Genomic DNA, 20,213 nt, shown 5'->3' with positions numbered 1-20,213 from the left:
AAAGTCGCAATCTAAAGAATAGCCGAAGACCACTTTTCAACTCGGAACGGGCGCTTCTTCAGCACGTCAATACGCCACTGTCCTCCCACACGTTTGAGTACAAACAAGTGCTCATAACGCACGGAACGCGACTTCTGAGGGTCGTCGCTTACCAGCACTTCCGCCTTCGACGTTCCGGGCTTCGTAACTGCCACCAGTAGATCCCCCGGCACGTACCGCCGGGGGTTCCCGACCGAAACGCCAGTCGAGTACACCCGTTTGCGGTCGGTGCACCAGGCCGCAAGGATATCCGCCTTCTCCTGTCCGAAGTCTGCGCTGCGCAGAAGGCCGCCGCCTGATCGGGAATCCTTGTAGCCACGCGTTTCCCACTCGTGATACGCCAACAAGTAGCCGCGCACCACTGACGCGGGTTCACCTTCGGAGTCTGGCTCGGGCCACTCAAGCGCCGGCGCCTCTACCAACACCGGCGGCAACTGCGCTCCCGCCAACTCCAAACGCGCCACGACGTCTTCGTGCTTGCGGGCATCGGCAATCGCGAGTGCGTTTCGCCCCTCGAAATTCAACGGTGCGACGGCGGCGCCGCTGTCCAGCAACAGCTCAACCATCGCCAGATGCCCACCCGAAGACGCCAACATCATCGGCGTGTACCTCGATTCCGGCGAAGCGACATCCAGCAATGCGCCGCGTGTGATCAGCATGTGTCCCACTTTGGTATCGCCTGCGTTGGCAGCCCAACCCAACGCGGTGTAACCCAGTGCAGCGCAGGCATGCTCGATGTTGGCACCGCGGTCCAGCAGCCGCGCCACCGCGTCAGACTTTCCGGCGATCACCGCAGACAACAGCGGCGTTCGGCCGGTGCCTTTGTGCCGCCACTCGATGTCCGCGCCGGCATCCAGCAGCGCATCGATACGGTCGAGATCCTGTTGTTCGGCCGCCTTGGCCAGGAGGTGGGACATGGGGGGCTTCCATAGGGTTGGCACAGGCCCGGCAGCTTAGTGCCATCGCAACGCCGGGGCCACTTTGTACCGGCGTGCAGCACCGATGCCATTGGCCGCTTATGATGCATGGGTGGGTGAGCTGCACGGGCGGTTAAGTTGGCTTTACGCGCCGCTTCGCCCTGCGTACAGGTGGCTGCGCGGCGATGGGCCATTTGCCCGCACGTTCCAGCGCTGCGCGATCTGTCGCTTTTGCCATGTAAACGCGCAAAACAGGCCAAACGCGATAGTTCATTTTTCCTTTCAGATCACCCGATGCCATCGAAACAAACGACTGGCGGGCGGGGATTTCGCGTGCGCATGATGAATCGCCACCTGCAAAGGTGGCCGGGTCTTCCAAGCCCGCGTAATCGATGCTGTATACGCTTGCCAGCTGGCGCCGTCTTCCCAAGAGCGGCGCCGGCTGGCAATCCGTTCGCCGATCGACGGCGGGCGGTGCGTGGGGGCCCCGTGCCCGCCGGCTCATCGATTACCGGTCTTGGAAGCCGCGCATCGCCCGCCACCCTCTTCGGGTGGCACCTCTGTTCCCGACGAGGACGCCCGCATGCCCAAGACCCACCACCCGTACCTGACCGCCACCCTGGGCGAGGCCGCCCTGCGCCTGCCGCCCGAACTGGCGCAGCCATTGGAAGCCGCTTTCGCCGCCGCCAACGAGGCGCCCGCGCCGATCAACCTGCCCGTGTGCCTGCAGCGCATCCAGGCCGGTGACGCCGCCGATGGACAGCCGTGGCCGGGACCGGCAGGCACACCTGGCGACGTCGTGGCTGCTGCACGCAGGGACCGCGCCGCAGTGGGCCTGGTGTCGCTGCTGGAGCTGTATCACGCCGCAGAGCGCGTGCGCGTAGATGGGGAAGAGAAAGACGATATCGGCGATGGCACCCGCGAAGGGCTGATATTGGCCTGTCGGGGGCTGGCGGAGTATGTGGCGTTGCAGGTGGGTGGGGTTCCGTAAAGCGGAATACCGGGATCCGGTATGCAGGTTCCCAACGTCCCTTCCCCGGCCCTCAAATCAAACAGGCCGCTGCTAGGATGAGCACACCCAATCCAAACCTGAAACCTGTTCTCGTTGAGCTGCAACTGCACGAAACTGATTCGCGCGGCGGTGGTGTTTCCAGGATGATCGCGTCCACCGCGCGCGCCCTACGGTGCGCGCGTCGAAGTACGTTTCGTTCAATACTTCCACCGCAGAACATCAATCACCCCCAGGAACAGGAACGATGGAACGCTCTTTGAAGGAACTGCGCAACACATTTGAGAATGCGCTCAAAGCTCATCTCAAACTCGAGCTGGCAGGCCATCCCGGGCTGGTGGTCAGCAAGAACAAGGTCGCAATCAAGCATCGGTCGGGAGCTGTTGCAACCCTGCATTTCGAGTATCTGGCCAACACCAGGAGCTATGAAACCATCGTCCTCGCCGAGCATCCGATCCTGCAGATGGAACTCGAACGCATGGATCCGCCTTACCCATCCAACCTGGCAAACGCGAAACTGGTCTATTGCATGTCAACCGTCAGCGAGCGCGAGGCCTGTCCTCTACTGCCTGTCACGGAGCAAGGCGTTGAACGTGTCTGTCGCGGATTACTCCAGAGGCTCCTGGAGACCGACTTGCCGATCATCTCCAACCTCTTCGACCTCAGCCCCGGACTGGTGAACGATGTGCTTGCCAGGCCCGAGCGCTACGCCTATCCGGTTCCAATCATCCATTCCGCCTTGCGCAGCAATGGCATCAGACCCGATGTCGACACTGTTGCAAGGATCCTGAGCGAGAAGACCCTCGGCTACACCAACCATCGGGAACAGAAGGATTCGTTCAACAGGAGGTTGATGGCGGAGCTGGAGTGAAGCGGGCGGACCCACCACCTGAATGTGGGCAGCGCATGGCATTGCCGCAAAGACAGCGACGCCGTTGTCTTCCTAGTACGCTCGCCCAAGGGCAGCCGCCCGAACGAGCGCCCGTCGGAAGTGGGACAAACAGATGATCCTGAGCTGGAAGACCCCGATCCACTACAACGAGAAGCTGATTGGCGCCTATGACGCCCGCATCGGCTCCTATGAGGCGTCCTGCTCCAACTTCGACTACCTCGCCCTGCTGGACGGGCAGCCATATCCGCGAGGGATGGACAGGCCACCCGTGTTTTTCCAGTGCAGCGCACAGAAGCTGCTGAAGTATGACTGCCTGTGGCTGCTGGGCGGCATTCCCTTGATATCGGAGCGTCTGGCGGACTTTCTCAACGCCCAGGCGCCGACTGATATCGAGCTCATCGAACCCCGGCATCTGGTGGCCGACCAGCGGGATGTCGATCAACGGTTCTATATCGTCAACGCCTCCAGGAGCGTCGAAGCCATCGACCACGCCCGCTCTGAAGCCGAGCGGGACGATGACGGCAACATCATCTACTTCAACCAGACCTGGTTTCTCGATGCGCCCCCGAGTATGGGCCGGATCGCCCGGGAGGCACAGTCCGGGGATCTATTGATTTCGGCAGGCCTGGCCGATCTGATGATCGACTCAGGCTTCAGGGGCGACACGGGGTTGGGGTTCTTCCGCGCCGAACGGCGTTTCATGCCCTACCGTGGCCATGCGTGAATCAGATCCCGACCAGATGACAGTGTCCCGGTAAAAAACATCCGAGGATGGTGCGCTTATCGGAACCAAAACCCCTTGCGGAACAAGGGCTGCCGGGGTGCTGTGTGCCTTTCGTGTGCCGTATCTGAGGTAGGTGCGGCAATTGGTCACCTCATTGCGGCATGATCAGGCTGCCAACGAGGAGCCACCCATGCCGCTTTTCTCGAGAACGGAATTCTATGACCTGCTTTGGTCAGCGCCGGTCAGTAAGATCGCAAAGGATCTAGGCATTTCAGACGTCGCCCTCGGAAAAGCGGCTAAGCGATATGGAATTCCGGCGCCGGAACGGGGCTACTGGGCCAAGGTCGCAGCCGGCAAGCACGCTCTGAAGAGAAGGCTTCCGCCAAGGGGACTCGGAGAGTCAGAGGTGGTCAGGGTAGGCCGAGAGGATGAACATAGCCCGGGAAGCAGCGGCCGGCCAGACCCCGAAATCCCGCCAATGCCTAGTCCACTCAAGGTCTACGACGAATCACTCGATGACCTGCTCACTCGGCTAAAAACTGAGATTGGGACGGTGACCATCCCTAAGTCTCTATCTGCGCCCCACCCCGCTGTGGCAAGGATGCTAGCCATAGACGCGAAGCGGATAGAGAAAATTTCTCAATCCGACTATCCCTGGAGCTACGACCAACCCTATTACGTTTCGCCCTTCGAGAAGAGGCGCCTCCGTTTGCTGAGCGCAATATTCAGGGGGATATCGAAGACAGGACTTAGCTGTCAGGCCAAAGGGAAAGATGCTAACGAGTTCACGGTATTTGCCAACGAGGGATCCAGCGTGACCTTTCGACTAGATCACCCCAAGAAGACGGATTCGCGGAGCAGCTACTTCGCGACGTCGAAGGCCGACCGCCCAGCGTCAGACCCTTTGAAATTAGAAATCTCCTGGTACTTTCGCTCGGCCGCACCTTTCCGTCGCGAATGGCAGGACGGCAAGGCCTCCCAGATTGAAGACTCTGCGAGCGAGATTGCGGCCACCTTGGCTTTGGCGGTGGAGGCGATGCATCGCCAGGGAGTAGCCCAGTCATATCAATTGGCTATTGACATGCACAACGGCGCGATACGTAGACAGGAGGAGAAGAGGCTCCAAGCAATACGCGATCGCGAAGCTGCCGAAGAGGCGGATCGCGAGGCACGCCTTCACAAGCTCTTGGCGGATGCCACAGCCTATCGGCTCGCGCAGGACATTCGCAGCTACGTCGAAGCGGTCGCCGAAGCGAACGCTGGAAGTGAGTCGCCTGTGCACCCGGAAGAGATGGCTGCATGGCGAGAATCCGCGCTTCGATGTGCGGACGAAGTGGATCCGGTGCTGACGAGAGCATTCCTGAAATCGGCACAGTCACCGGAACCCCCAGGCGCTGGAACAGGCCCACAAAACTTGCCTTCGCAATCAGTCCAGTCGCTTCACACAAGCGTAAGCGCACCGTGGCACCCAAACCGCTTTAGCCACTTCCACGGAAAACGATAGAGCTTCAACGGAGCACGGCACCAAGATGCGGGCGTCCTGCTATCACCCACGCCTTCATGGGATCCCTCGCCCTGGGCTTGGTCTCCTTCAGCGGTCGGCGTGGTTCCAGCGCCTCCTTGATTCACGCCAGTTCCACCGTACCGGCCTCGGCCAGGCGCCGGGCCTGTTGCTGCTGCTCGCGGGTTGGCGGCAGGTCAGGAGGTGGCGGTGCCGGCTGGATCGGCGTGGTGTCAGTCAGCCGGGCAACGGCCTTGCGCAATGGCAGGTCGGGATACAGCCTGGCGGCGCACCAGCGCTCGGCGTAGCGCTTGCCCTGAGACACGCTGGCGGCAAGAACCTTCTTGGTCTTGAAGATCTTTCGCGCATCCAAGTGAAGCCGGACAAGGCCTGCGGGGCACGTTCGTTGGTGCATCTGGAGTGCTTTTGCCGTGACAGCGGAGTGTCACTCCACGTCGAGTCGGGGGCCGTCGTGTCCCGCTCAAGCCCGCGTCCCGGAGGTAGCCCTGGAAAGATGACGGCCGGTACATCGACGGGCAGCGCTACAACGGCCAGCAAGAAGGTCACCGGCAAGAAAGCGGCCACCATGAAGGCAGTCTCGAAGTAGACGGTGAATGAGTAGGTTCGAGGAACTGGCGGACCTAGCGTGCCGGCCTTGGTACCTTGATCGCTTTATTCGCTATCGGCGGGAAATCTATGAAGACGACGGGCTGCTCACTGTGCAGCCCGTGCCTTCGACGACAAGCGTACATTACCCTGCGTCATCGTCGCCCACCAAGGACGTGAGCCGACAAGCAGGGGAGGAAATTGCTCATGTCCCCACGACAACAGCGTTGGCAACCGGGATTTTCTGAGCGACAGCGGCGTAAAGATCGACGTCTGTTTGTGGCGTCTGTATGGACACCACGAGACTATATCGGGCGGGCAGATCGTAGCGCTCCAAAGCAGGCCGGGTCCGCCACCACCCTGCCGAAGGATAGACTGCAATGAACCCACGGCTGGCCAGTTCAGCCGCCGTCCCCTTCCAGACATCCTGATGGAGCGAGCCACGGTGTCGTTGCCTCTCGCCAAGCAGCCAATTGGGGTCGGAGGGATTCACAGGATCTCCGTCATCCTCGCGTTGCGCCGCAGCGTTCACTCGTGCCACGAAGTGCTCGGTGGATCCATCCAGCGGACGCTGCACGTCAAATCGCAGGCGATGCGAAGGATAGTGATACTTCGAGGCGACGCCACGCGCAGACGGATTGGGCTCGATGAAATAGGAGAGCGTGATGCGCATTTCGACGGGCGTGTCCTGCAATGCTTCCAGCTCTTCCTTCGGCCAAGGCAAGGAATGCAAGTTCATGTCGCGTGTCTCGACACCCTGACCTTGAACCTTCTTGTAAGGATGCACCTCATCCTCCACCAGCAAGGTCAGCGAATCCCCTGCACTCCAAAGCGCTCGATTCAGGTCCGGCGTGCCCCAACCACAGTGGCGAATCAAGTTGACGTAGTCCTCCTTGTTCGGCAGAGCGGGAAGGAACATCCCGCGCATACCCTCGCTCCATTGTGCTGAATGCACCAGTAGGGCACGTACGGTCTCCGGGCGGAGATGCGGATAGGCCGCCAGAATCTGGGCTGCCATTCCGGCGCAAAGGGCCGACGCGGCACTGGTGGCATTGCTGGTCGTAAACAGCCGATCAATCGGCTGGTTGTGGGTGGTAAGAAGGTTCAGGCTCGCCATTCCGACGGGGCCAACGTCGTCCTTGGCCGCATTTCCTCCTTCCAGCACCACTTCCGGTTTCAAAGGCCACACACGCTCCCACGTTCTGGTGGTGGTAGTGAAGGGGCTGAGGCCACCCGCTTGGGCGATGGGGTTCAAGGTCGGATGACCTTCCGTATCGACCTTATTCGTATACGCCCCGACGGTGATAGCGTTCCACGCTTGGCCAGGGTCGTGCACGAGATTAGTGGATAGGCTAGTGGGATACCCGGCCCAGGCATTGGGATCGCTTGTGTTGCCCGCAGAGAGGACGAACAGGCGTGGATTCTCGCCAGCGCCGTCCGTATCGGCTGCAAGGCCATCGACGGCGGCAGACCATGAGGATGGGCGCCCACGGTCCCGGTAGTCCGAGGCGGTTACGGCCGACGTGAAAACGCGAGCACGGCGAGGGGCTGAGATTTCGGGACGCGCGACGCCTTCCATGAAGAGGTAGGCGTGGTGGCGCGCATCGCCTTCGTTTGCACCTTCCGCGGGTATCAGCTTGACCGACTCCAGGCGATGAGGGATGTTGATGGCGTCAGCGGATGACAGGGCATCGGTGAGATCGCCATAAGCGGCAAGGCCGGCCAAGCCAGTGCCATGATTGGCCCCATCGTCCACGCCCCATGCGGGTTCCACCGTGTGCAGGTCGCCGGCATCCATCAGTGGCTCTAGGAGCGGATGTCCGCGATTCACCCCGGAATCCAATAGGCAGACGCGCGGGGCCGCGTCGTCCGATGGCAGCGCTTTGAGTCGACGCAGCAAATCATCGCTCCATTCCCTTTGCTCGCGTACTTCCATGCCATCGAAGAACTCCGCAGTCTCCTTGGCGTAGCGGAGTTCAGCAACACAGTTCAGCGTCATGACCGATCGCGAAAGCTGCTGCTGCGAGCCATACATCACCAGAACCGTGCGCTCGGGGAAATTGACCTGCTTGTCACTGACGACACATTCCGCCAGGCGCGCAAGCTTCTTGAAGTCTTCCACCACAGCCTGCCGCTGACCCGGGCCTCGCACCGGAAGCCACACCTCCCACCAGAAGGCAAGCCCTAGGTCTGCAGGGAGGAGATCAGGGTCATCAGTCCACAAAGCCCGGACTTCGGCTACTCGGATAGAGTCGATGGCATCCAGCAACTTCTGATGATCACGTGGACGTCCCAGACTGTCCTTCTTCTCCGCCAAGTAGTCGGTGATGTATTTCTCGAAGTGCGCCAGTCCACCATCGGGGACAAAGACATTGGCAAATGTCTGGTTGCCTTCATGACGAACACTGAGGAGCTCAATCTTCTTCGGCTCGTTCGCCAAGCTGTCGAATGCCAACTTGACATCGGGTTGACTGGAGAACTGGATCTGCAGGCCTAACCCGCTTTCCAGCTGCAAGTCTCTTTGTCCCTCAACAGCTTTTTCTGCTGCGGGTTTCAGATTCTCGATCTGGGCACGAAGGGACGCACTATGCTGCGCCCGGGGGAGCGCGGGAACGTCGTCTGTAGATCGTCCGCCAGCAGAGTGTGCTTTGAATTCGACGGCCTTCGATGTACCGCGGAGAATGAAATGCGGGCGCTTAGGTTGGGGTTGATCCGGCATGACTGGACACGGCCTTCTTCTTGTTCATCCTGAGGCTGAATTTGCGGCGTTCATCGAAAGCGCGCGCCAGAACATCGGCCTTCACTCGCTCTTCGTCGTGCATCACCGCTTCCTTGATCGATTCGTCTACAGCTCGCTTGATCTCTGCATAGCTCAAGCCTTCCGTCCTGGTTGTGAGTGCCTTGAGTGGAAAAGGCTTGGGCGCAAACTTCCCAAGCCGCGATTGGATCAACTTTGTTGCCTGTGGCGTCGTCGGAAGCCGATATTCGATCACATCGTCAAATCGACGGAAAAGCGCGTAGTCAAGAATCTCTACGTGATTGGTTGCTGCGATGATCAAACTATGCGATTGGTCATGCTCGATCATTTGCAGAAAGCTGTTCAAGACGCGGCGGATCTCCCCCACATCATTGTCCATGCCTCTCTGCGAGCCGATGGCGTCGAATTCATCGAAGAAATAGACGCCACGTACATCGTTGATGGCATCAAAGATCTGGCGCAACTTCGCCGCCGTCTCCCCCATGTACTTGGTGATCAGGGCATCCAGTCGAACGGAGAACAGCGGAATACCGAGTTCGCCAGCCAGCACGGAGGCCGTCATCGTCTTGCCGGTGCCCGGTGGGCCGACCAGCAACAGTTTCCGCCGAGGTGACAGCCCATGCTCGCGGATACGCGAATGGTGCTTCTGCTCCTTCATGATGCGACCAAGCTGCTCAGCCATTTCCGCATCGAGCACCATGTCAGATAGACGATTCTTCGGATAGGAAACCGTCAGCAGGTTTGCCAGTTCACCACGTGGTCGAGCCAATGGCACCAGCTTGCCCGACGTGCCTTCCGACGAGGCTCGAGCCTTCGCCGCGTCAATCATCTCGCGCAGCTCTTCGGCGAGCTTGCCGTGACCGACTCTCGCCTCCCGGGCTGCAACCTGCATCGCTACCGAGTAGAAATGCTGATCATCCCGTTCGATGTGGGATTTCACTAGCGCTTTGAGTTGATCTGCATTAGCCATAGTGATTACCCGCCCGCGTGGTCATGTTGGCCGTCGTTTCCAGTGATGCCAGCGCAGATTGCATCAGCTGAGCCGTAATGCTCTCGTCGATTTCCCCCAAGTCATCCTGATCGGCTGCCAAAACGAACAGCAAGCCGACAGGAATATGCAGCGCCTCAGCAATCTTTGTGACCGTTGAGAGCGTCGGATCGCGCTTGTTGTTCTCAAGCATCGACAGGTACGAAACGGAGCAGTTGGCCCGTTGAGCAATAGCCCCCTGGGAAGCTCCCCTTTGCGTCCGACATAGTCGAATGGCTTGACCTACGTTCATGTTGCCTGCATTCCCAAAGGTTCGCGATGAGCGCGAGTCTCATCGAAATTTTACCACCAGTGAATGCCATTTCTCCAAGTCAAGCAATGGAGGTGGATGCCCTGGGTGGGGGATGCGGCCTCCGCAGGGCAGTGGTGACCAGTCGTTATGAATGGACCTTCCTGCCCGCATTCAGCTGGACCGCTACCCGGTGAGGAATAGGGTCATCAAGATCCTCACATCAGCTCGCACACGTCCCCGCGGTTGACTGCCACGCAAGGGGCAACTAGCCTAGTTGGGCGCTGGCATGCGCATGACACCGTCTTTCGAAGCTCCTAGAGCAGTGCTTGTAACCTTTTGGCCGATGCCTTCATCCCGGCCTACAGTAGTGGCGACGGTGACGCTGCGAACTAGGCCATGAGGATTGAAGCGCATGGTTATCTCCAGCATTCGTCCGTCCACCGTGGACGGCATCAAGCAGCTTGCTAAGAAGATTCGCCGCGAGCACAACATCCCCCATACGCAAGCCCTCGAAGACGCCAGCCGCCAAGCGGGCTACGAGAACTTCGTGCATGCAAGGCGCCAGCTGGTCGGGGCCGGTGCCTCGCGCCGCTTCTCCGTCTATCTCTCGGCTCACTGGCAGACCCCGCTCGAGCGCAACGGCGATGCCGCGGGACTGCGCGCCGGTCGTGAGGTCCTGCGCGTCGATCTAAGCCAGCCCTTGCCTGAGATCATCGCCAAGCACCGCGTCACGTACGGCCGCGGCATCTCCGGATTCCGCATGGAATACGAAGACCACTTGGAGCACCGCACGAATCTGATAGGGCAAGAGGCTGCTCGCAAGGCACTGTTGACGGCGACACGCGGCCTGCGGTTCATGGAGGCGACCGGGCTACAGCCCGTCTCAACCCAGAAGTACCGAAACCTCCTGCGGCCATTGGAGAAGTTGCCCGGTCGCGATCATCAGTCCCTGTGGTTCGATCCTGCGACCGAGGGCTACGTTTTTCTCGATGAAGCCTATGCGTCCGCGCTGGAGAGAGCCGCAGCGGAGCGCCAGCGCTGGCTCGAACGCAATGCTCTGCACATGGTCGCTCCGGATTGGGAGGGCATCTACTATCCCGGTCAATGCCTGCCCCGCCTGATTGGCCCCGATACCGCGCTGCTACAGAGCGTCGCCGACGCGTTGGCCAAGGTCGAGTCTGTCCCGGAGCCGACGGAGTGGCCTCACGAGACCGGCCGTTGCGGCGACGACTTCGTCAGCCCGAAGCGTCAGGCGGATGAGAAACCCCGCCGGCCGCGGCCCGGCCCCTCCTGGCGGCAACACAAGGGGGCGACGCCCTACGGTGGCGCCGCAGGCATCCCTTCCCGCTGGCGTCCGACCAAACCGATGCCGCTCGAGCTGCATCAGCAGCTGGGCACCTTGCTGAAGACGCTGTGCCATGACTTTTCATGGCGCGTGGGCCAGAAGCTGGACATTGCACGATCGCAGCTGGAGGACTGGTCGCTCATCGAACATCGGCAGGAGGAGGGTGTCTACGACCTCTACTTTGGCGGACCCAGTGCGTCGATCTGCGAGACAACGGCCGAAGGTCTCGAGGCACTCGCGAAGGCCCGCAGGATCGTCGAGCAGGGCTACGACGACTGCAAACCACGACGCGAGCTACTCGCGACCCTAGATCTGGCTATCACGGAACTGAGAAGGCGTCAGACGGCCTGACCCGCCGCAATCGTCGGGCCGGATGCCTGCCCGGGGCCTTCGCCGCTCCCGAGAAAGCTCGCCCAGCGGTGATAGCCTTGCACCGCCGGGCGAGGACATTCTAGGTACCCAGAACGCGCATCAGCACTTGGGCCGTTGCCCGGTCAGTGGGCACCGGCATGGTGAAGGTCTCCGAGGACTCAGGTTCCCCCAAGGGGATCGGCCGATTCCCCCAAATGTTCCCCCAGAAGGTTCGTTGGTTCCCCCAGATGTTCCCCCAAATGCGCTCGGCTTCCATGGGACGCCCTGAAACAGCTTGCACAAAAAACCCCGCATTTCGCGGGGCTTCTTAGTGTTTTTTGGTTTTCCTGCCACCGCTTGAAACTGCTGTGTGGTGCCGCTTATCCGAATCGAACGGATGACCTACTGTTTACAAGACAGTTGCTCTACCAACTGAGCTAAAGCGGCATGGGTGGATCACCGGCGGCAGCGCCGCGGTCCGGGGATTCTAGCGCAACCGCGTGCATTCCAGCGACCGGCTCTGTGCCGCCCCGCTGCGCTGCTGGGCCTGAGCCGGCTGCGTGCCCGCCGCCAGCTGCCCTTCCAGCCACCACTGGCCGGCGTCGCCGCTGGCGACCAGGCGCGGCTGGAAGCCCGCGGCCTGCACCGCTGCCATGCGGCGCTCGGCGCCTTCGCGGTTGCGGTACTGGCCCAGCGCCACGGCGTTGATGTCCTCGCCCTGGCTGATGATGTAGTAGTCGCTCAGGCCGGCGGCGACGATGCGCTTCACCGTGGCCTGGGCTTCTTCGCGATTGGCGGCGGCCGGCAGCATCACCCGGAAACGTGCGCTGCCGCTGGCAGCAGGCTGTTCGCGCAGGCGCACCTGGCTGAGCACAGTACTGGCCTTGCCTTGCGCACTGGTCGCGGCGGCGCGGTCGGCGAACGGGCCCAGCGCGATGCAGCGCGGCGGCTCGGCAGCCACGGGCGGGGTTACGGGTTTTTCCGGCGCTGGGGCCGGTGCAGGCGGTGTTCCCGGCTTGGCAGCGGCAGCAACCGGCGTAGCCTCAGCCACCTGCGGCTTGGCGACCTCCGGCTGGGCCGGCGTAGCTGGTGCAGGCGTGGCAGCCACAGCCGTCTTCGCCGCCGGTTCGCGCTCCATCAACGGCGCGGTCGGGGCGGCAGCACTGGCTTCGGCAGCGGCAGTCGCATCCACACCTCCCGGCACCCAGCGCAACTCGGCCACGCCAGCCGGTTGCGGCGGCGGCGCGGGCGGTTGCGGTGCATCGCGCAGCAGCCACCAGCAGGCGACGCCAAGATTGAGGATGGCCAGTACGACGATCAGGGCACGGGTCAGCATGCGCGGATACTAGCCTGCGGGCTGGTGCACCGCCCAGCGGGCGAGGCCATCCAGCACCAGCGACGGGTGGTAATCGGCGCCGGGCAGCAACGGCATCAGCGCCGGTGCGCCACCACCGTGCACCAGCAGCGACGGTGCCACGCCCAGCAGCGCGTGCGCCTGCTGTGCACTGCGTTCGATCAGCGCCACGGCCGCGCCGTCGCAGCCGGAGGCCAGCGCGTCGGCAGTGTCGTTGGCGAACTCGCTGTAGTCACCACCGGTAGCGGGCAGCTGCACGGCACGGGCGTGCAGCGCTTCGCGCATGGTGGTGGGCGATGCGGAAATGCGCCCGCCGTGATGCTGGCCATTGGCGTCGAGCAGATCAATCGTCAGTGCGGTGCCCACGCCGACCACCAGCACCGGGCGCTGCGCCTTGGCCGCAGCCAGCAGGGCCAGGAAGCGATCGACACCGAACTTTTCCGGCTTGGCATAGGCAATGCGCACGCCCGCGCATTCGGCGCTGGTGCGCACGACATGCACGTGCTCGAAGCGGCGCTGCAGCTGGTCCAGCATGGCGCTGGTCAGCGAGGGTGCGGCCACGCTGGCCACGAACGCGGTGGTGCCGCTGGGCAGGCTGTGCGGCGGCTGTCCGGCCATGCCTTCGGCGCCGTGCGCCCAGGCCTGCACGTCGCCGGCGCGGTCACCCTGCAACGGCGCGAACTTGAAGCGCGAGTTGCCCAGGTCGAACAACCAATCGCTCATGCCGCCCTCACGCTGACTTCGCCGGCGTGCAGCAGGCGTTCCTGGCCATCGATGCGCACGCGCAGCGCGCCGTCGTCAGCCAGGCCAAGTGCGGTGCCGTGCTGCCACTGCCCGTCCAGTTCCACGCGCACTTCGCGGCCGGCCAGCATGTCGAACGCGGCGTAGCGCGGCAGGAACGGAGCGAGGCCTTCGCGATCGAATTCTTCCAGCGCCGGCAGCAGGCGCGTCAGCACCGCGGCGACCACTACGTTGCGGTCCACCGGCTTGCCGGCCAGCGTGTCCAGGTCCACCCACGGCTGGGTGATCTGCTCGGCGAACGACGGTGGCATATGCGTGTTGATGCCGATGCCGATCACCGCGCGCGCCGGGCCGGCGTACTCGCCACCGCCTTCTGCGAGCAGGCCGACCAGCTTGCGCTTGCCGTCGACGATCAGGTCATTCGGCCACTTCAGCTGGGCCTGGGTGTAGCCCAGATCGTGCAGCGCTTCGGCCACGGCGATGCCCGCCACCAGGCTCAGCCCGGCGAGGCGGCCGAGGCCACCGGAGTACAGGCGCAGCACCGACAGGTAGATGTGCGCGGCCAGCGGCGAGGCCCAGGCACGCCCACGACGGCCACGGCCACCGGTCTGGCGTTCGGCCAGCAGGACGCTGACCCCGCGCTGGGGCGCGCTGCAACGCAGCAATTCGGCGTTGGTCGAGTCCACCGTCCAGGCCACCTGCAGGTCGTGCAGCAGCGGCAGAACCCCGGCCGGCAGACCGGCACGGATCGCGTCCGGGTCCAGCAGGTCGACCGGGCGGGTCAGGCCATAGCCTTCGCCGGCGCGGCCCTCGACGTCCACACCGGCGGCCCTAAGTCCTTGAATACGCTTCCAAATGGCCGCCCGGGTCTGGCCCAGCTCACGGGCCAGGGCGTCGCCGGACAGGCGACCGGCAGCGAGTTTGGCCAGCAATTGGCGATCGTCCACGGCAGCTTCCACGAAGTCAGGAAGGAATTATGCGGGAAAGCCGCCAGCGACGCCCGCCACGCTGGGTTCCGCGGGGGCTTCCAACTGGACGTCGGGTTCGGGCTAGAATCGGGAACTCACCCTCCCTTAACGTGGATGTCGTCAATGCGCCGTTATGCCCATTGCCTGATCCTGCTGCTGATGCCCTTCGCGGCGTCTGCGACAGCAGCGCTGGACGACAGCCGCGGCGCCTGCGTGTCCTCCAACGGTGATGCCGCCTCGCAGCGCGCACCGACCGCGACCGCCTCGGCAGCCACCACCAAGCCGGCACCGGTACGCCCGGCCGCCAGCAGCGCCACCAGCACCGGCGGCGGTGGCAGCGACGACGACGTGCTGCAGCGCATCCGCGCACCGAAGTGGCACAGCTACCTGCCGGGAATGTTCCGCTGATCAAGTCGTTGCTGCAGTGGCTGCGGCCTGCGCCGCGGCCGATCGACAATGCACTTTGGGATGACGCCTGCCGCCGCGCGGCCTGGCTGCACGGACTGGACGACGAACGCCGCGCGCGCCTGCGTGTGCTGACCACGCGCTTCCTGCATGAGAAGACCATTACCCCGATTGGTGAACTGCAATTGCAGGCCGGCGATGGCGTGCTGCTGGCCGCGCTGTGCTGCCTGCCGCTGCTGGAATTCGGCGAAGTGGGACTGGAAGGCTGGTCGCAGCTGATCGTCTACCCGGATGCGTTCCGCGTGCACCGCAGCCACATGGATGCGGCCGGCGTGCTGCATGAGTGGGATGACGAACTGATTGGCGAATCGTGGGACAGCGGTCCGTTGATCCTGTCCTGGGCCGATGTGCAGGCCGACCTGGCCACGCCGCACGAGGGTTACTGCCTGGCAGTGCACGAGATGGTGCACAAGCTGGATGCGCTGGATGGCGCGATGGACGGTACGCCACCGCTGCCACGCGAATGGCAGCGCGAGTGGGCGGCCACGTTCCAGCAGGCGTACGACGCGTTCTGCGCGCAGGTGGATGCGGGCGAGGAAACGCTGATTGATCCATATGCAGCCGAGGCACCGGAAGAGTTCTTCGCGGTGGCCAGCGAGTACCACTTCTCCGCGCCGGATCTGCTGCAGCAGGCGTTGCCGGAGGTGGCCGCACAGCTGCGGCGGTTCTATGGCGAGCCGCCGAAGATGGTGGATTGATTCATTCGTTCGCCGGGCATGGCCCGGCGCTACCTTGGGTGCACGTCGACCGGTAGCGCCGGGCCATGCCCGGCGGATCAGGTTGCAGGAGGCTTACGGCCCCGGCGGCAGCTGGACTTCGAAGCGGGCGCCGCCGAGTTCACTGGAACGGCCCACGGTCAGCTCGCCGCGGTAGTCCTTGATCAGGTCCTGCACGATCGACAGGCCGATGCCGTGGCCCTGCACGCGCTCGTCGCCACGCACGCCACGCTGCAGCACCTTGCCGATGTCGTCCGGGGCGATGCCCGGGCCATCGTCGTCCACCGCCAGCAGCAGGCCGGCGCGGCGCGCGTTCGGTGCCGGCAGCGGCTGCGCGGTCAGCAGCACGCGGCGGTTGGCCCACTTGAAGGCATTCTCCAGCAGGTTGCCCAGCAGTTCCTGCAGGTCACCCGGTTCGCCGTGGAAGCGTGCGGCCGGGTCGATATCGAATTCGCACAGCACGCCCTTCGAGGCGTAGACCTTCTCCAGGCCACGCACGATTTCCTCGGCGTTGGATTCAATCGGCAGCGGCGCGGAGAACAGCTTGTGACCCGACGACGCCGCACGTGCCAGCTGGTAGGAGACCAGGTTGTTCATGCGCTGCAGCTGCACGTCCAGTTCCTCGCGCAGCGCGCTGTCACCGGCACCACTATCCATCTGCGTGCGCAGCACTGCGATCGGTGTCTTCAGGCTGTGCGCCAGGTCGGCCAGGGTGTTGCGCTGGCGCTCGAGATTTTCGCGCTCGCTTTCAATGAAGGCGTTGATGCTGTCGGTCAGCGGTTCCAGCTCGCGCGGGTGGCGCTCGCTCATGCGCGCGGTCTCGCCACGCTGCACCTTGGTCAGCTCGGTGATCACGCGGCGCAGGGGCCGCAGGCTCCACTGCAGGATAACGGTCTGCAGCAGCAGCAGGATCAGGCCGATACCGCCCAGGTAGAACCAGACCCGGCTGCGGAACACCCGCAGCTGCGCACCCAGCGCACGCGAGTCTTCCATCACGTAGATGGTGTACGGGAATTCGGTGGCGGGATCGGCGTCGGCATCCCACACCAGGCCCAGGCCATAGCGGTACACCGAGCCCTGGCTGCCGTCGATCTGGATCATCGGCAGCGGGCCTTCGAACACTTCCTGGCGCGGCGCCAGCAGGCCGCCGCCGACGGTGGGCAGCATCGGGCCTTCGGCGGACATCGAATTGCCCTTGCCGTGCGGCATCACCACCTGCAGGTACAGGCCGCTGCCCGGCACGTCGAAGCGCGAATCCGGCGGCTGCTCGCGGATGTACAGCGAGCGGTCGCGGGTGAAGTCGATGCCGGCCGCATAGGCGGTGGCGTAGTTCTTCAGGCGCTCGCGCAGGTTCGCCTTCGCCGTATCGGCGAAGGCGGCGTCGAGCGCGTAACCGGCCAGCGCCAGGAACGCGACCAGACCCACGGACGCGGCGAACATCTGGCGCGCCTGCAGTGAGCGCGGCCGCCAGCGTCGGAAGAACCACAGACGGCCGGACATCGTGTTATCGCCAGGGTGAGCCGGCTCAGCCCTCGTTGCGCGGAATCGCGAAACGGTAGCCGCGACCGCGCACGGTCTCGATCGGCTTCAGCTCGCCATCCGGGTCCAGCTTCTTGCGCAGGCGGCCGATGAAGACTTCCAGCACGTTCGAGTCGCGGTCGAAGTCCTGCTGGTAGATGTGCTCGGTGAGGTCGGCCTTGGAGACCAGTTCACCGGCGTGCATCATCAGGTACTCCAGCACCTTGTACTCGTAGCTGGTGAGGTCGACATTGCTGCCGGCCACGCTAACGGTCTGGGCAGCCAGATCCAGGGCGACCGGGCCGCATTCCAGCGTCGGCTTGCTCCAGCCAGCGGCGCGGCGCAGCAGCGCGTTGACACGGGCCAGCAGTTCTTCGACGTGGAACGGCTTGACCAGGTAGTCATCGGCGCCTTGCTTCAGGCCTTCGACCTTGTCCTGCCAGCTCGAACGCGCGGTCAGGATCAGCACCGGGAATTTCTTGCCTTCGTCACGCAGGGCCTTGATCAGCTCCATGCCCGACATCTTGGGCAGGCCGAGGTCGATGATGCCGACATCGAACGGAACTTCGCGCCCCATGTAGAGGCCTTCCTCGCCGTCCTGCGCAGCATCGACGGCAAAGCCTTCGCGCTTGAGCCGGGCTGCCAGGGTCTCACGCAGCGGGGCTTCGTCTTCGACCAGAAGGATACGCATGAACTCTCCCTAGTGTCCTGGGTGTGGCCCGGAGGCCTGTGGGGTACGGGTTGATAGCGACGACTATCCCTGTTCAGGGGTTATCGCCGCGTAGTGATGACATATCCGACCGCGGCGTGCGCGGCTGTGAACGCGACGGGGCGGGGTCGTCCATGTAGCGGACCCGGCCCCGATCGTCCATGTACTTCACCCGGTTGATATCACGACCATCGAACGGCACGCGCTCGGCGCCGAGGATGTGGCCACCGGTGGTGCGCTGCACGCGGCGCACGGCATCGGACAGCGACCGCTCGTCGCCACGGCCACCGCGCTCGCCCCGCTCCATCATCTCCGCCCGCCCCTGGTCGCCGCGCGGCGGCTGTTGCGCCAGCGCCGAAGACAGCGGCACAGCCGACAGGACCACGCAGGTGGCCAGGGCAATGCGGCGATGGAAGGGAGCGGAAGACATCGATGCGATCCTAGCCGAGCACGGCGATTCGTTCAAAAGTCGTAAATCCGGCGCCGGGTTCGAAACCCAGCGTTTTACAAATCTTTTGCAAATTCTTGGTTTACAGCGGTGAATCCGGTCTGAACTTTTCCGGCTTCAACTCCAAGTCGTTCAGCTAAGTGAACATTCGGGACGAATCGCCGCCCCTTGTCAAGTCAGGGATGTGACTGCGGTCACGCTACGGCGCGATCAGATGCACGTTCGGTGACCGCCAGCGCCTGCTCGATCAGGCGCCAATCGGCGCCCGGGCGGTGTGCGCCCTCGCTCAGCACCTGGCGGAATGCGCGGCCGCCGGCCTGGCCGTGGAACAGGCCAAGCACGTGGCGGGTGATGTGCTTCAGCGCCAGGCCTTCGCCCAGCCGCGCTTCCACATAGGGCCGCAGCGCGCGCAGCAGGTCGCCACGGGCCTGCAGCGGGGCGCCGGTATGCAACGCCTCCAGCTGATGCAGCAGATAGGGATCGTGGTAGGCCGCGCGGCCCAGCATCACGCCATCGACGTGCACGGCCTGCGCCTGCACCGCCTCGAGGCTGGCCAGGCCGCCATTGAGCACCACCGGCAGTGCCGGGCGCTCCTGCTTCAAGCGGTAGGCCCAGTCGTATTTGAGCGGGGGAACCTCGCGGTTCTCCTTCGGCGACAGGCCCTTCAGCCACGCGTTGCGCGCGTGCACCACCACCATCGCCGCACCGGCGGCGACCTGACGGTCGACGAAGGCGGCGAACACGTCGTAGTCGTTGTCCTCGTCCACGCCCAGGCGGCACTTCACCGTCACCGGGATATCAACCGCATCGACCATGGCCGCAACGCACTCGGCCACCAGCGCCGGCTCGCGCATCAGGCACGCGCCAAAACGCCCGGCCTGCACGCGATCAGACGGGCAGCCGCAGTTGAGGTTGACCTCGTCATAACCCCATTCGGCGGCGATGCGGGCGGCCTGCGCCAGCAGGGCAGGATCACTGCCACCCAATTGCACGGCCAGCGGCTGTTCGCTGCGGTCGAAGCCGAGCAGGCGCTCGCGATCGCCGTGGATGACCGCGTTGGCGTGCACCATCTCCGTGTACAGGCGTGCGCCCGGCGCCAGCACTCGATGGAACACGCGGCAATGGCGGTCCGTCCAGTCCATCATCGGGGCAACGGACAGGCGCAGGGAATCGGCGTAACGGGCGGTGGCGGACGTCATCGGGGTGTTGATCGTGGAGACTGGCATTGCCAGTGAGATCAATAGTTTACACCGCGTGGCTGAATGCGCCCGGTCAGCCGCGCTGCGAGCGCCGGTTGGGCCCGGCTCCGGCTGGCGGCCGGGGCGGGCTGGGCGGCGGCGGCTCGCAGTATCTCTGAGGGCAGGCGTCTGTTCTGCCCAGAGCACTGCCTAGGTGCTCCGCAGGTGCCATCCATAGTCGGTCTGCTGCCAGTGTGCGTCCTGACCATCTCCGGCCCATGCGAACGTCCATGTCTCGCTCCCGCGTCCGGGAAGATCGTTGGTGATGGCGATCTTCTCGCCGGGCGCACCACTGTGGGGCAGCACGAGGGGGTGGACGTTCGCCGACAGATGTGGATCCTTCCGCCGATCGCAACGATGTCGAACGGTCAGCATCCCTAGCGCCAGAGTTCTTCGATGGGCGTTTTCGCGTGAATCCAGCCATTGGGCAACTGCGATCGCCTCAGCACTCCCCACGCGATACAGCATGGTTCGTTCCACAGCGGCAGAGAGGCGATCCAACGCTGCCAATCCAGGCCACGTCGTCGAACCGAGCGCCAACGCAAAGGCCAGCAGGCACTTGAATGACAGCGAGGGCTTCGACTTCATCGATGCATCTTCCCCTGAAGAACGCAGAATCGCGCGCCTTCAACCT

20 protein-coding genes and 1 tRNA gene are annotated in these 20,213 nt (G+C 63.6%); 7 read left to right on the top strand and 14 right to left on the bottom strand.

Annotation, left to right across the window (positions count from 1 at the left end):
• Positions 1 to 11 precede the first annotated feature (11 nt).
• Entirely contained in the window at positions 12 to 956 is a 945-nt protein-coding gene (locus AC3ITW_RS01215; protein ID WP_100435523.1) for an ankyrin repeat domain-containing protein, read from the bottom strand.
• Positions 957 to 1,539: 583 nt separating this feature from the next.
• Between AC3ITW_RS01215 and AC3ITW_RS01210 the strand changes: the two genes are divergently transcribed.
• The 4 genes from AC3ITW_RS01210 to AC3ITW_RS01195 all read left to right on the top strand — a co-directional run bounded on the left by AC3ITW_RS01210 (position 1,540) and on the right by AC3ITW_RS01195 (position 5,085).
• Positions 1,540 to 1,947 (top strand): hypothetical protein, encoded by a 408-nt coding sequence (locus AC3ITW_RS01210; RefSeq protein ID WP_100435524.1) that lies wholly within the window; start codon positions 1,540 to 1,542, stop codon positions 1,945 to 1,947.
• Positions 1,948 to 2,212: 265 nt separating this feature from the next.
• Complete coding sequence (locus tag AC3ITW_RS01205; protein WP_100435526.1) at positions 2,213 to 2,836, top strand: hypothetical protein; 624 nt, start codon at positions 2,213 to 2,215, stop codon at positions 2,834 to 2,836.
• Between the two features lie 133 nt (positions 2,837 to 2,969).
• Positions 2,970 to 3,581: an imm11 family protein gene (locus tag AC3ITW_RS01200; RefSeq protein ID WP_100435527.1), complete on the top strand. Its 612-nt coding sequence runs from the start codon at positions 2,970 to 2,972 to the stop codon at positions 3,579 to 3,581.
• 190 nt (positions 3,582 to 3,771) lie between these two features.
• The gene (locus AC3ITW_RS01195) at positions 3,772 to 5,085 is read left to right on the top strand and encodes a hypothetical protein (protein ID WP_157806638.1); all 1,314 of its coding nucleotides are present in this window, start codon (positions 3,772 to 3,774) and stop codon (positions 5,083 to 5,085) included.
• Positions 5,086 to 5,206: 121 nt separating this feature from the next.
• On the opposite strand, the gene AC3ITW_RS01190 is transcribed toward AC3ITW_RS01195, so the two are convergent.
• The 4 genes from AC3ITW_RS01190 to AC3ITW_RS01175 form a co-directional block, all read right to left on the bottom strand.
• Positions 5,207 to 5,455 carry a hypothetical protein gene (locus AC3ITW_RS01190; RefSeq protein WP_489389974.1) on the bottom strand — a complete coding sequence of 83 codons (249 nt, stop codon included), beginning with the start codon at positions 5,453 to 5,455 and terminating at the stop codon, positions 5,207 to 5,209.
• 438 nt (positions 5,456 to 5,893) lie between these two features.
• Positions 5,894 to 8,407, bottom strand: coding sequence for a S8 family peptidase (locus tag AC3ITW_RS01185; RefSeq protein WP_100435529.1), 2,514 nt, complete (start codon positions 8,405 to 8,407; stop codon positions 5,894 to 5,896).
• A complete protein-coding gene (locus AC3ITW_RS01180; protein ID WP_232053992.1) occupies positions 8,385 to 9,386 on the bottom strand; it encodes an AAA family ATPase in 1,002 nt (333 codons plus the stop codon). The genes AC3ITW_RS01185 and AC3ITW_RS01180 overlap by 23 nt, the downstream gene beginning before the upstream one ends.
• 22 nt (positions 9,387 to 9,408) lie before the next feature.
• Entirely contained in the window at positions 9,409 to 9,726 is a 318-nt protein-coding gene (locus AC3ITW_RS01175) for a helix-turn-helix domain-containing protein (protein WP_075076390.1), read from the bottom strand.
• Between the two features lie 412 nt (positions 9,727 to 10,138).
• Between AC3ITW_RS01175 and AC3ITW_RS01170 the strand changes: the two genes are divergently transcribed.
• On the top strand, positions 10,139 to 11,422 hold the full coding sequence (locus tag AC3ITW_RS01170; RefSeq protein WP_100435530.1) for a DUF5623 domain-containing protein: 1,284 nt from the start codon (positions 10,139 to 10,141) through the stop codon (positions 11,420 to 11,422).
• A 371-nt stretch (positions 11,423 to 11,793) separates the two neighbouring features.
• On the opposite strand, the gene AC3ITW_RS01165 is transcribed toward AC3ITW_RS01170, so the two are convergent.
• From AC3ITW_RS01165 to birA, 4 genes are all read right to left on the bottom strand, one after another.
• Positions 11,794 to 11,869: transfer RNA gene (locus tag AC3ITW_RS01165), tRNA-Thr, on the bottom strand.
• A 40-nt stretch (positions 11,870 to 11,909) separates the two neighbouring features.
• Positions 11,910 to 12,758, bottom strand: a complete 849-nt coding sequence (locus AC3ITW_RS01160; RefSeq protein WP_012509778.1) for an SPOR domain-containing protein — start codon at positions 12,756 to 12,758, stop codon at positions 11,910 to 11,912.
• 9 nt (positions 12,759 to 12,767) lie between these two features.
• On the bottom strand, positions 12,768 to 13,499 hold the full coding sequence (locus tag AC3ITW_RS01155) for a type III pantothenate kinase (RefSeq protein WP_012509777.1): 732 nt from the start codon (positions 13,497 to 13,499) through the stop codon (positions 12,768 to 12,770).
• The gene (gene birA, locus AC3ITW_RS01150) at positions 13,496 to 14,464 is read right to left on the bottom strand and encodes a bifunctional biotin--[acetyl-CoA-carboxylase] ligase/biotin operon repressor BirA (RefSeq protein ID WP_180889655.1); all 969 of its coding nucleotides are present in this window, start codon (positions 14,462 to 14,464) and stop codon (positions 13,496 to 13,498) included. The genes AC3ITW_RS01155 and birA overlap by 4 nt, the downstream gene beginning before the upstream one ends.
• Before the next feature lie 144 nt (positions 14,465 to 14,608).
• Between birA and AC3ITW_RS01145 the strand changes: the two genes are divergently transcribed.
• Both AC3ITW_RS01145 and AC3ITW_RS01140 read left to right on the top strand, forming a co-directional pair.
• Positions 14,609 to 14,893 carry a hypothetical protein gene (locus tag AC3ITW_RS01145; protein WP_480982296.1) on the top strand — a complete coding sequence of 95 codons (285 nt, stop codon included), beginning with the start codon at positions 14,609 to 14,611 and terminating at the stop codon, positions 14,891 to 14,893.
• Entirely contained in the window at positions 14,860 to 15,648 is a 789-nt protein-coding gene (locus AC3ITW_RS01140; RefSeq protein WP_489389973.1) for a M90 family metallopeptidase, read from the top strand. Before AC3ITW_RS01145 ends, AC3ITW_RS01140 begins: the two co-directional genes overlap by 34 nt.
• A gap of 93 nt (positions 15,649 to 15,741) precedes the next feature.
• Here AC3ITW_RS01140 and AC3ITW_RS01135 read toward each other — a convergent pair whose 3' ends face one another.
• From AC3ITW_RS01135 to AC3ITW_RS01115, 5 genes are all read right to left on the bottom strand, one after another.
• A complete protein-coding gene (locus tag AC3ITW_RS01135) occupies positions 15,742 to 17,166 on the bottom strand; it encodes an ATP-binding protein (RefSeq protein WP_100435537.1) in 1,425 nt (474 codons plus the stop codon).
• 25 nt (positions 17,167 to 17,191) lie between these two features.
• Entirely contained in the window at positions 17,192 to 17,875 is a 684-nt protein-coding gene (locus AC3ITW_RS01130; RefSeq protein ID WP_004136763.1) for a response regulator transcription factor, read from the bottom strand.
• A 73-nt stretch (positions 17,876 to 17,948) separates the two neighbouring features.
• Positions 17,949 to 18,323 (bottom strand): hypothetical protein, encoded by a 375-nt coding sequence (locus AC3ITW_RS01125; RefSeq protein ID WP_032128191.1) that lies wholly within the window; start codon positions 18,321 to 18,323, stop codon positions 17,949 to 17,951.
• 212 nt (positions 18,324 to 18,535) lie between these two features.
• A complete protein-coding gene (gene dusA, locus AC3ITW_RS01120; RefSeq protein WP_161994209.1) occupies positions 18,536 to 19,567 on the bottom strand; it encodes a tRNA dihydrouridine(20/20a) synthase DusA in 1,032 nt (343 codons plus the stop codon).
• Between the two features lie 162 nt (positions 19,568 to 19,729).
• Complete coding sequence (locus AC3ITW_RS01115) at positions 19,730 to 20,167, bottom strand: hypothetical protein (protein ID WP_153674918.1); 438 nt, start codon at positions 20,165 to 20,167, stop codon at positions 19,730 to 19,732.
• Positions 20,168 to 20,213 lie beyond the last annotated feature (46 nt).

This window comes from Stenotrophomonas sp. KH_052, from assembly GCF_057838755.1.
This window is presented reverse-complemented; position numbering and strand designations above follow the sequence as displayed.

Bases quoted from the DNA above. Each gene is read 5' to 3' on its own strand.
- AC3ITW_RS01215 (WP_100435523.1), bottom strand. From the start codon at position 956: ATGTCCCACCTCCTGGCCAAGGCGGCCGAACAACAGGATCTCGACCGT.
- AC3ITW_RS01210 (WP_100435524.1), top strand. From the start codon at position 1,540: ATGCCCAAGACCCACCACCCGTACCTGACCGCCACCCTGGGCGAGGCC.
- AC3ITW_RS01205 (WP_100435526.1), top strand. From the start codon at position 2,213: ATGGAACGCTCTTTGAAGGAACTGCGCAACACATTTGAGAATGCGCTC.
- AC3ITW_RS01200 (WP_100435527.1), top strand. From the start codon at position 2,970: ATGATCCTGAGCTGGAAGACCCCGATCCACTACAACGAGAAGCTGATT.
- AC3ITW_RS01195 (WP_157806638.1), top strand. From the start codon at position 3,772: ATGCCGCTTTTCTCGAGAACGGAATTCTATGACCTGCTTTGGTCAGCG.
- AC3ITW_RS01185 (WP_100435529.1), bottom strand. From the start codon at position 8,407: ATGCCGGATCAACCCCAACCTAAGCGCCCGCATTTCATTCTCCGCGGT.
- AC3ITW_RS01175 (WP_075076390.1), bottom strand. From the start codon at position 9,726: ATGAACGTAGGTCAAGCCATTCGACTATGTCGGACGCAAAGGGGAGCT.
- AC3ITW_RS01170 (WP_100435530.1), top strand. From the start codon at position 10,139: ATGGTTATCTCCAGCATTCGTCCGTCCACCGTGGACGGCATCAAGCAG.
- AC3ITW_RS01160 (WP_012509778.1), bottom strand. From the start codon at position 12,758: ATGCTGACCCGTGCCCTGATCGTCGTACTGGCCATCCTCAATCTTGGC.
- AC3ITW_RS01155 (WP_012509777.1), bottom strand. From the start codon at position 13,499: ATGAGCGATTGGTTGTTCGACCTGGGCAACTCGCGCTTCAAGTTCGCG.
- AC3ITW_RS01145 (WP_480982296.1), top strand. From the start codon at position 14,609: ATGCGCCGTTATGCCCATTGCCTGATCCTGCTGCTGATGCCCTTCGCG.
- AC3ITW_RS01135 (WP_100435537.1), bottom strand. From the start codon at position 17,166: ATGTCCGGCCGTCTGTGGTTCTTCCGACGCTGGCGGCCGCGCTCACTG.
- AC3ITW_RS01130 (WP_004136763.1), bottom strand. From the start codon at position 17,875: ATGCGTATCCTTCTGGTCGAAGACGAAGCCCCGCTGCGTGAGACCCTG.
- AC3ITW_RS01125 (WP_032128191.1), bottom strand. From the start codon at position 18,323: ATGTCTTCCGCTCCCTTCCATCGCCGCATTGCCCTGGCCACCTGCGTG.
- dusA (WP_161994209.1), bottom strand. From the start codon at position 19,567: ATGCCAGTCTCCACGATCAACACCCCGATGACGTCCGCCACCGCCCGT.
- AC3ITW_RS01115 (WP_153674918.1), bottom strand. From the start codon at position 20,167: ATGAAGTCGAAGCCCTCGCTGTCATTCAAGTGCCTGCTGGCCTTTGCG.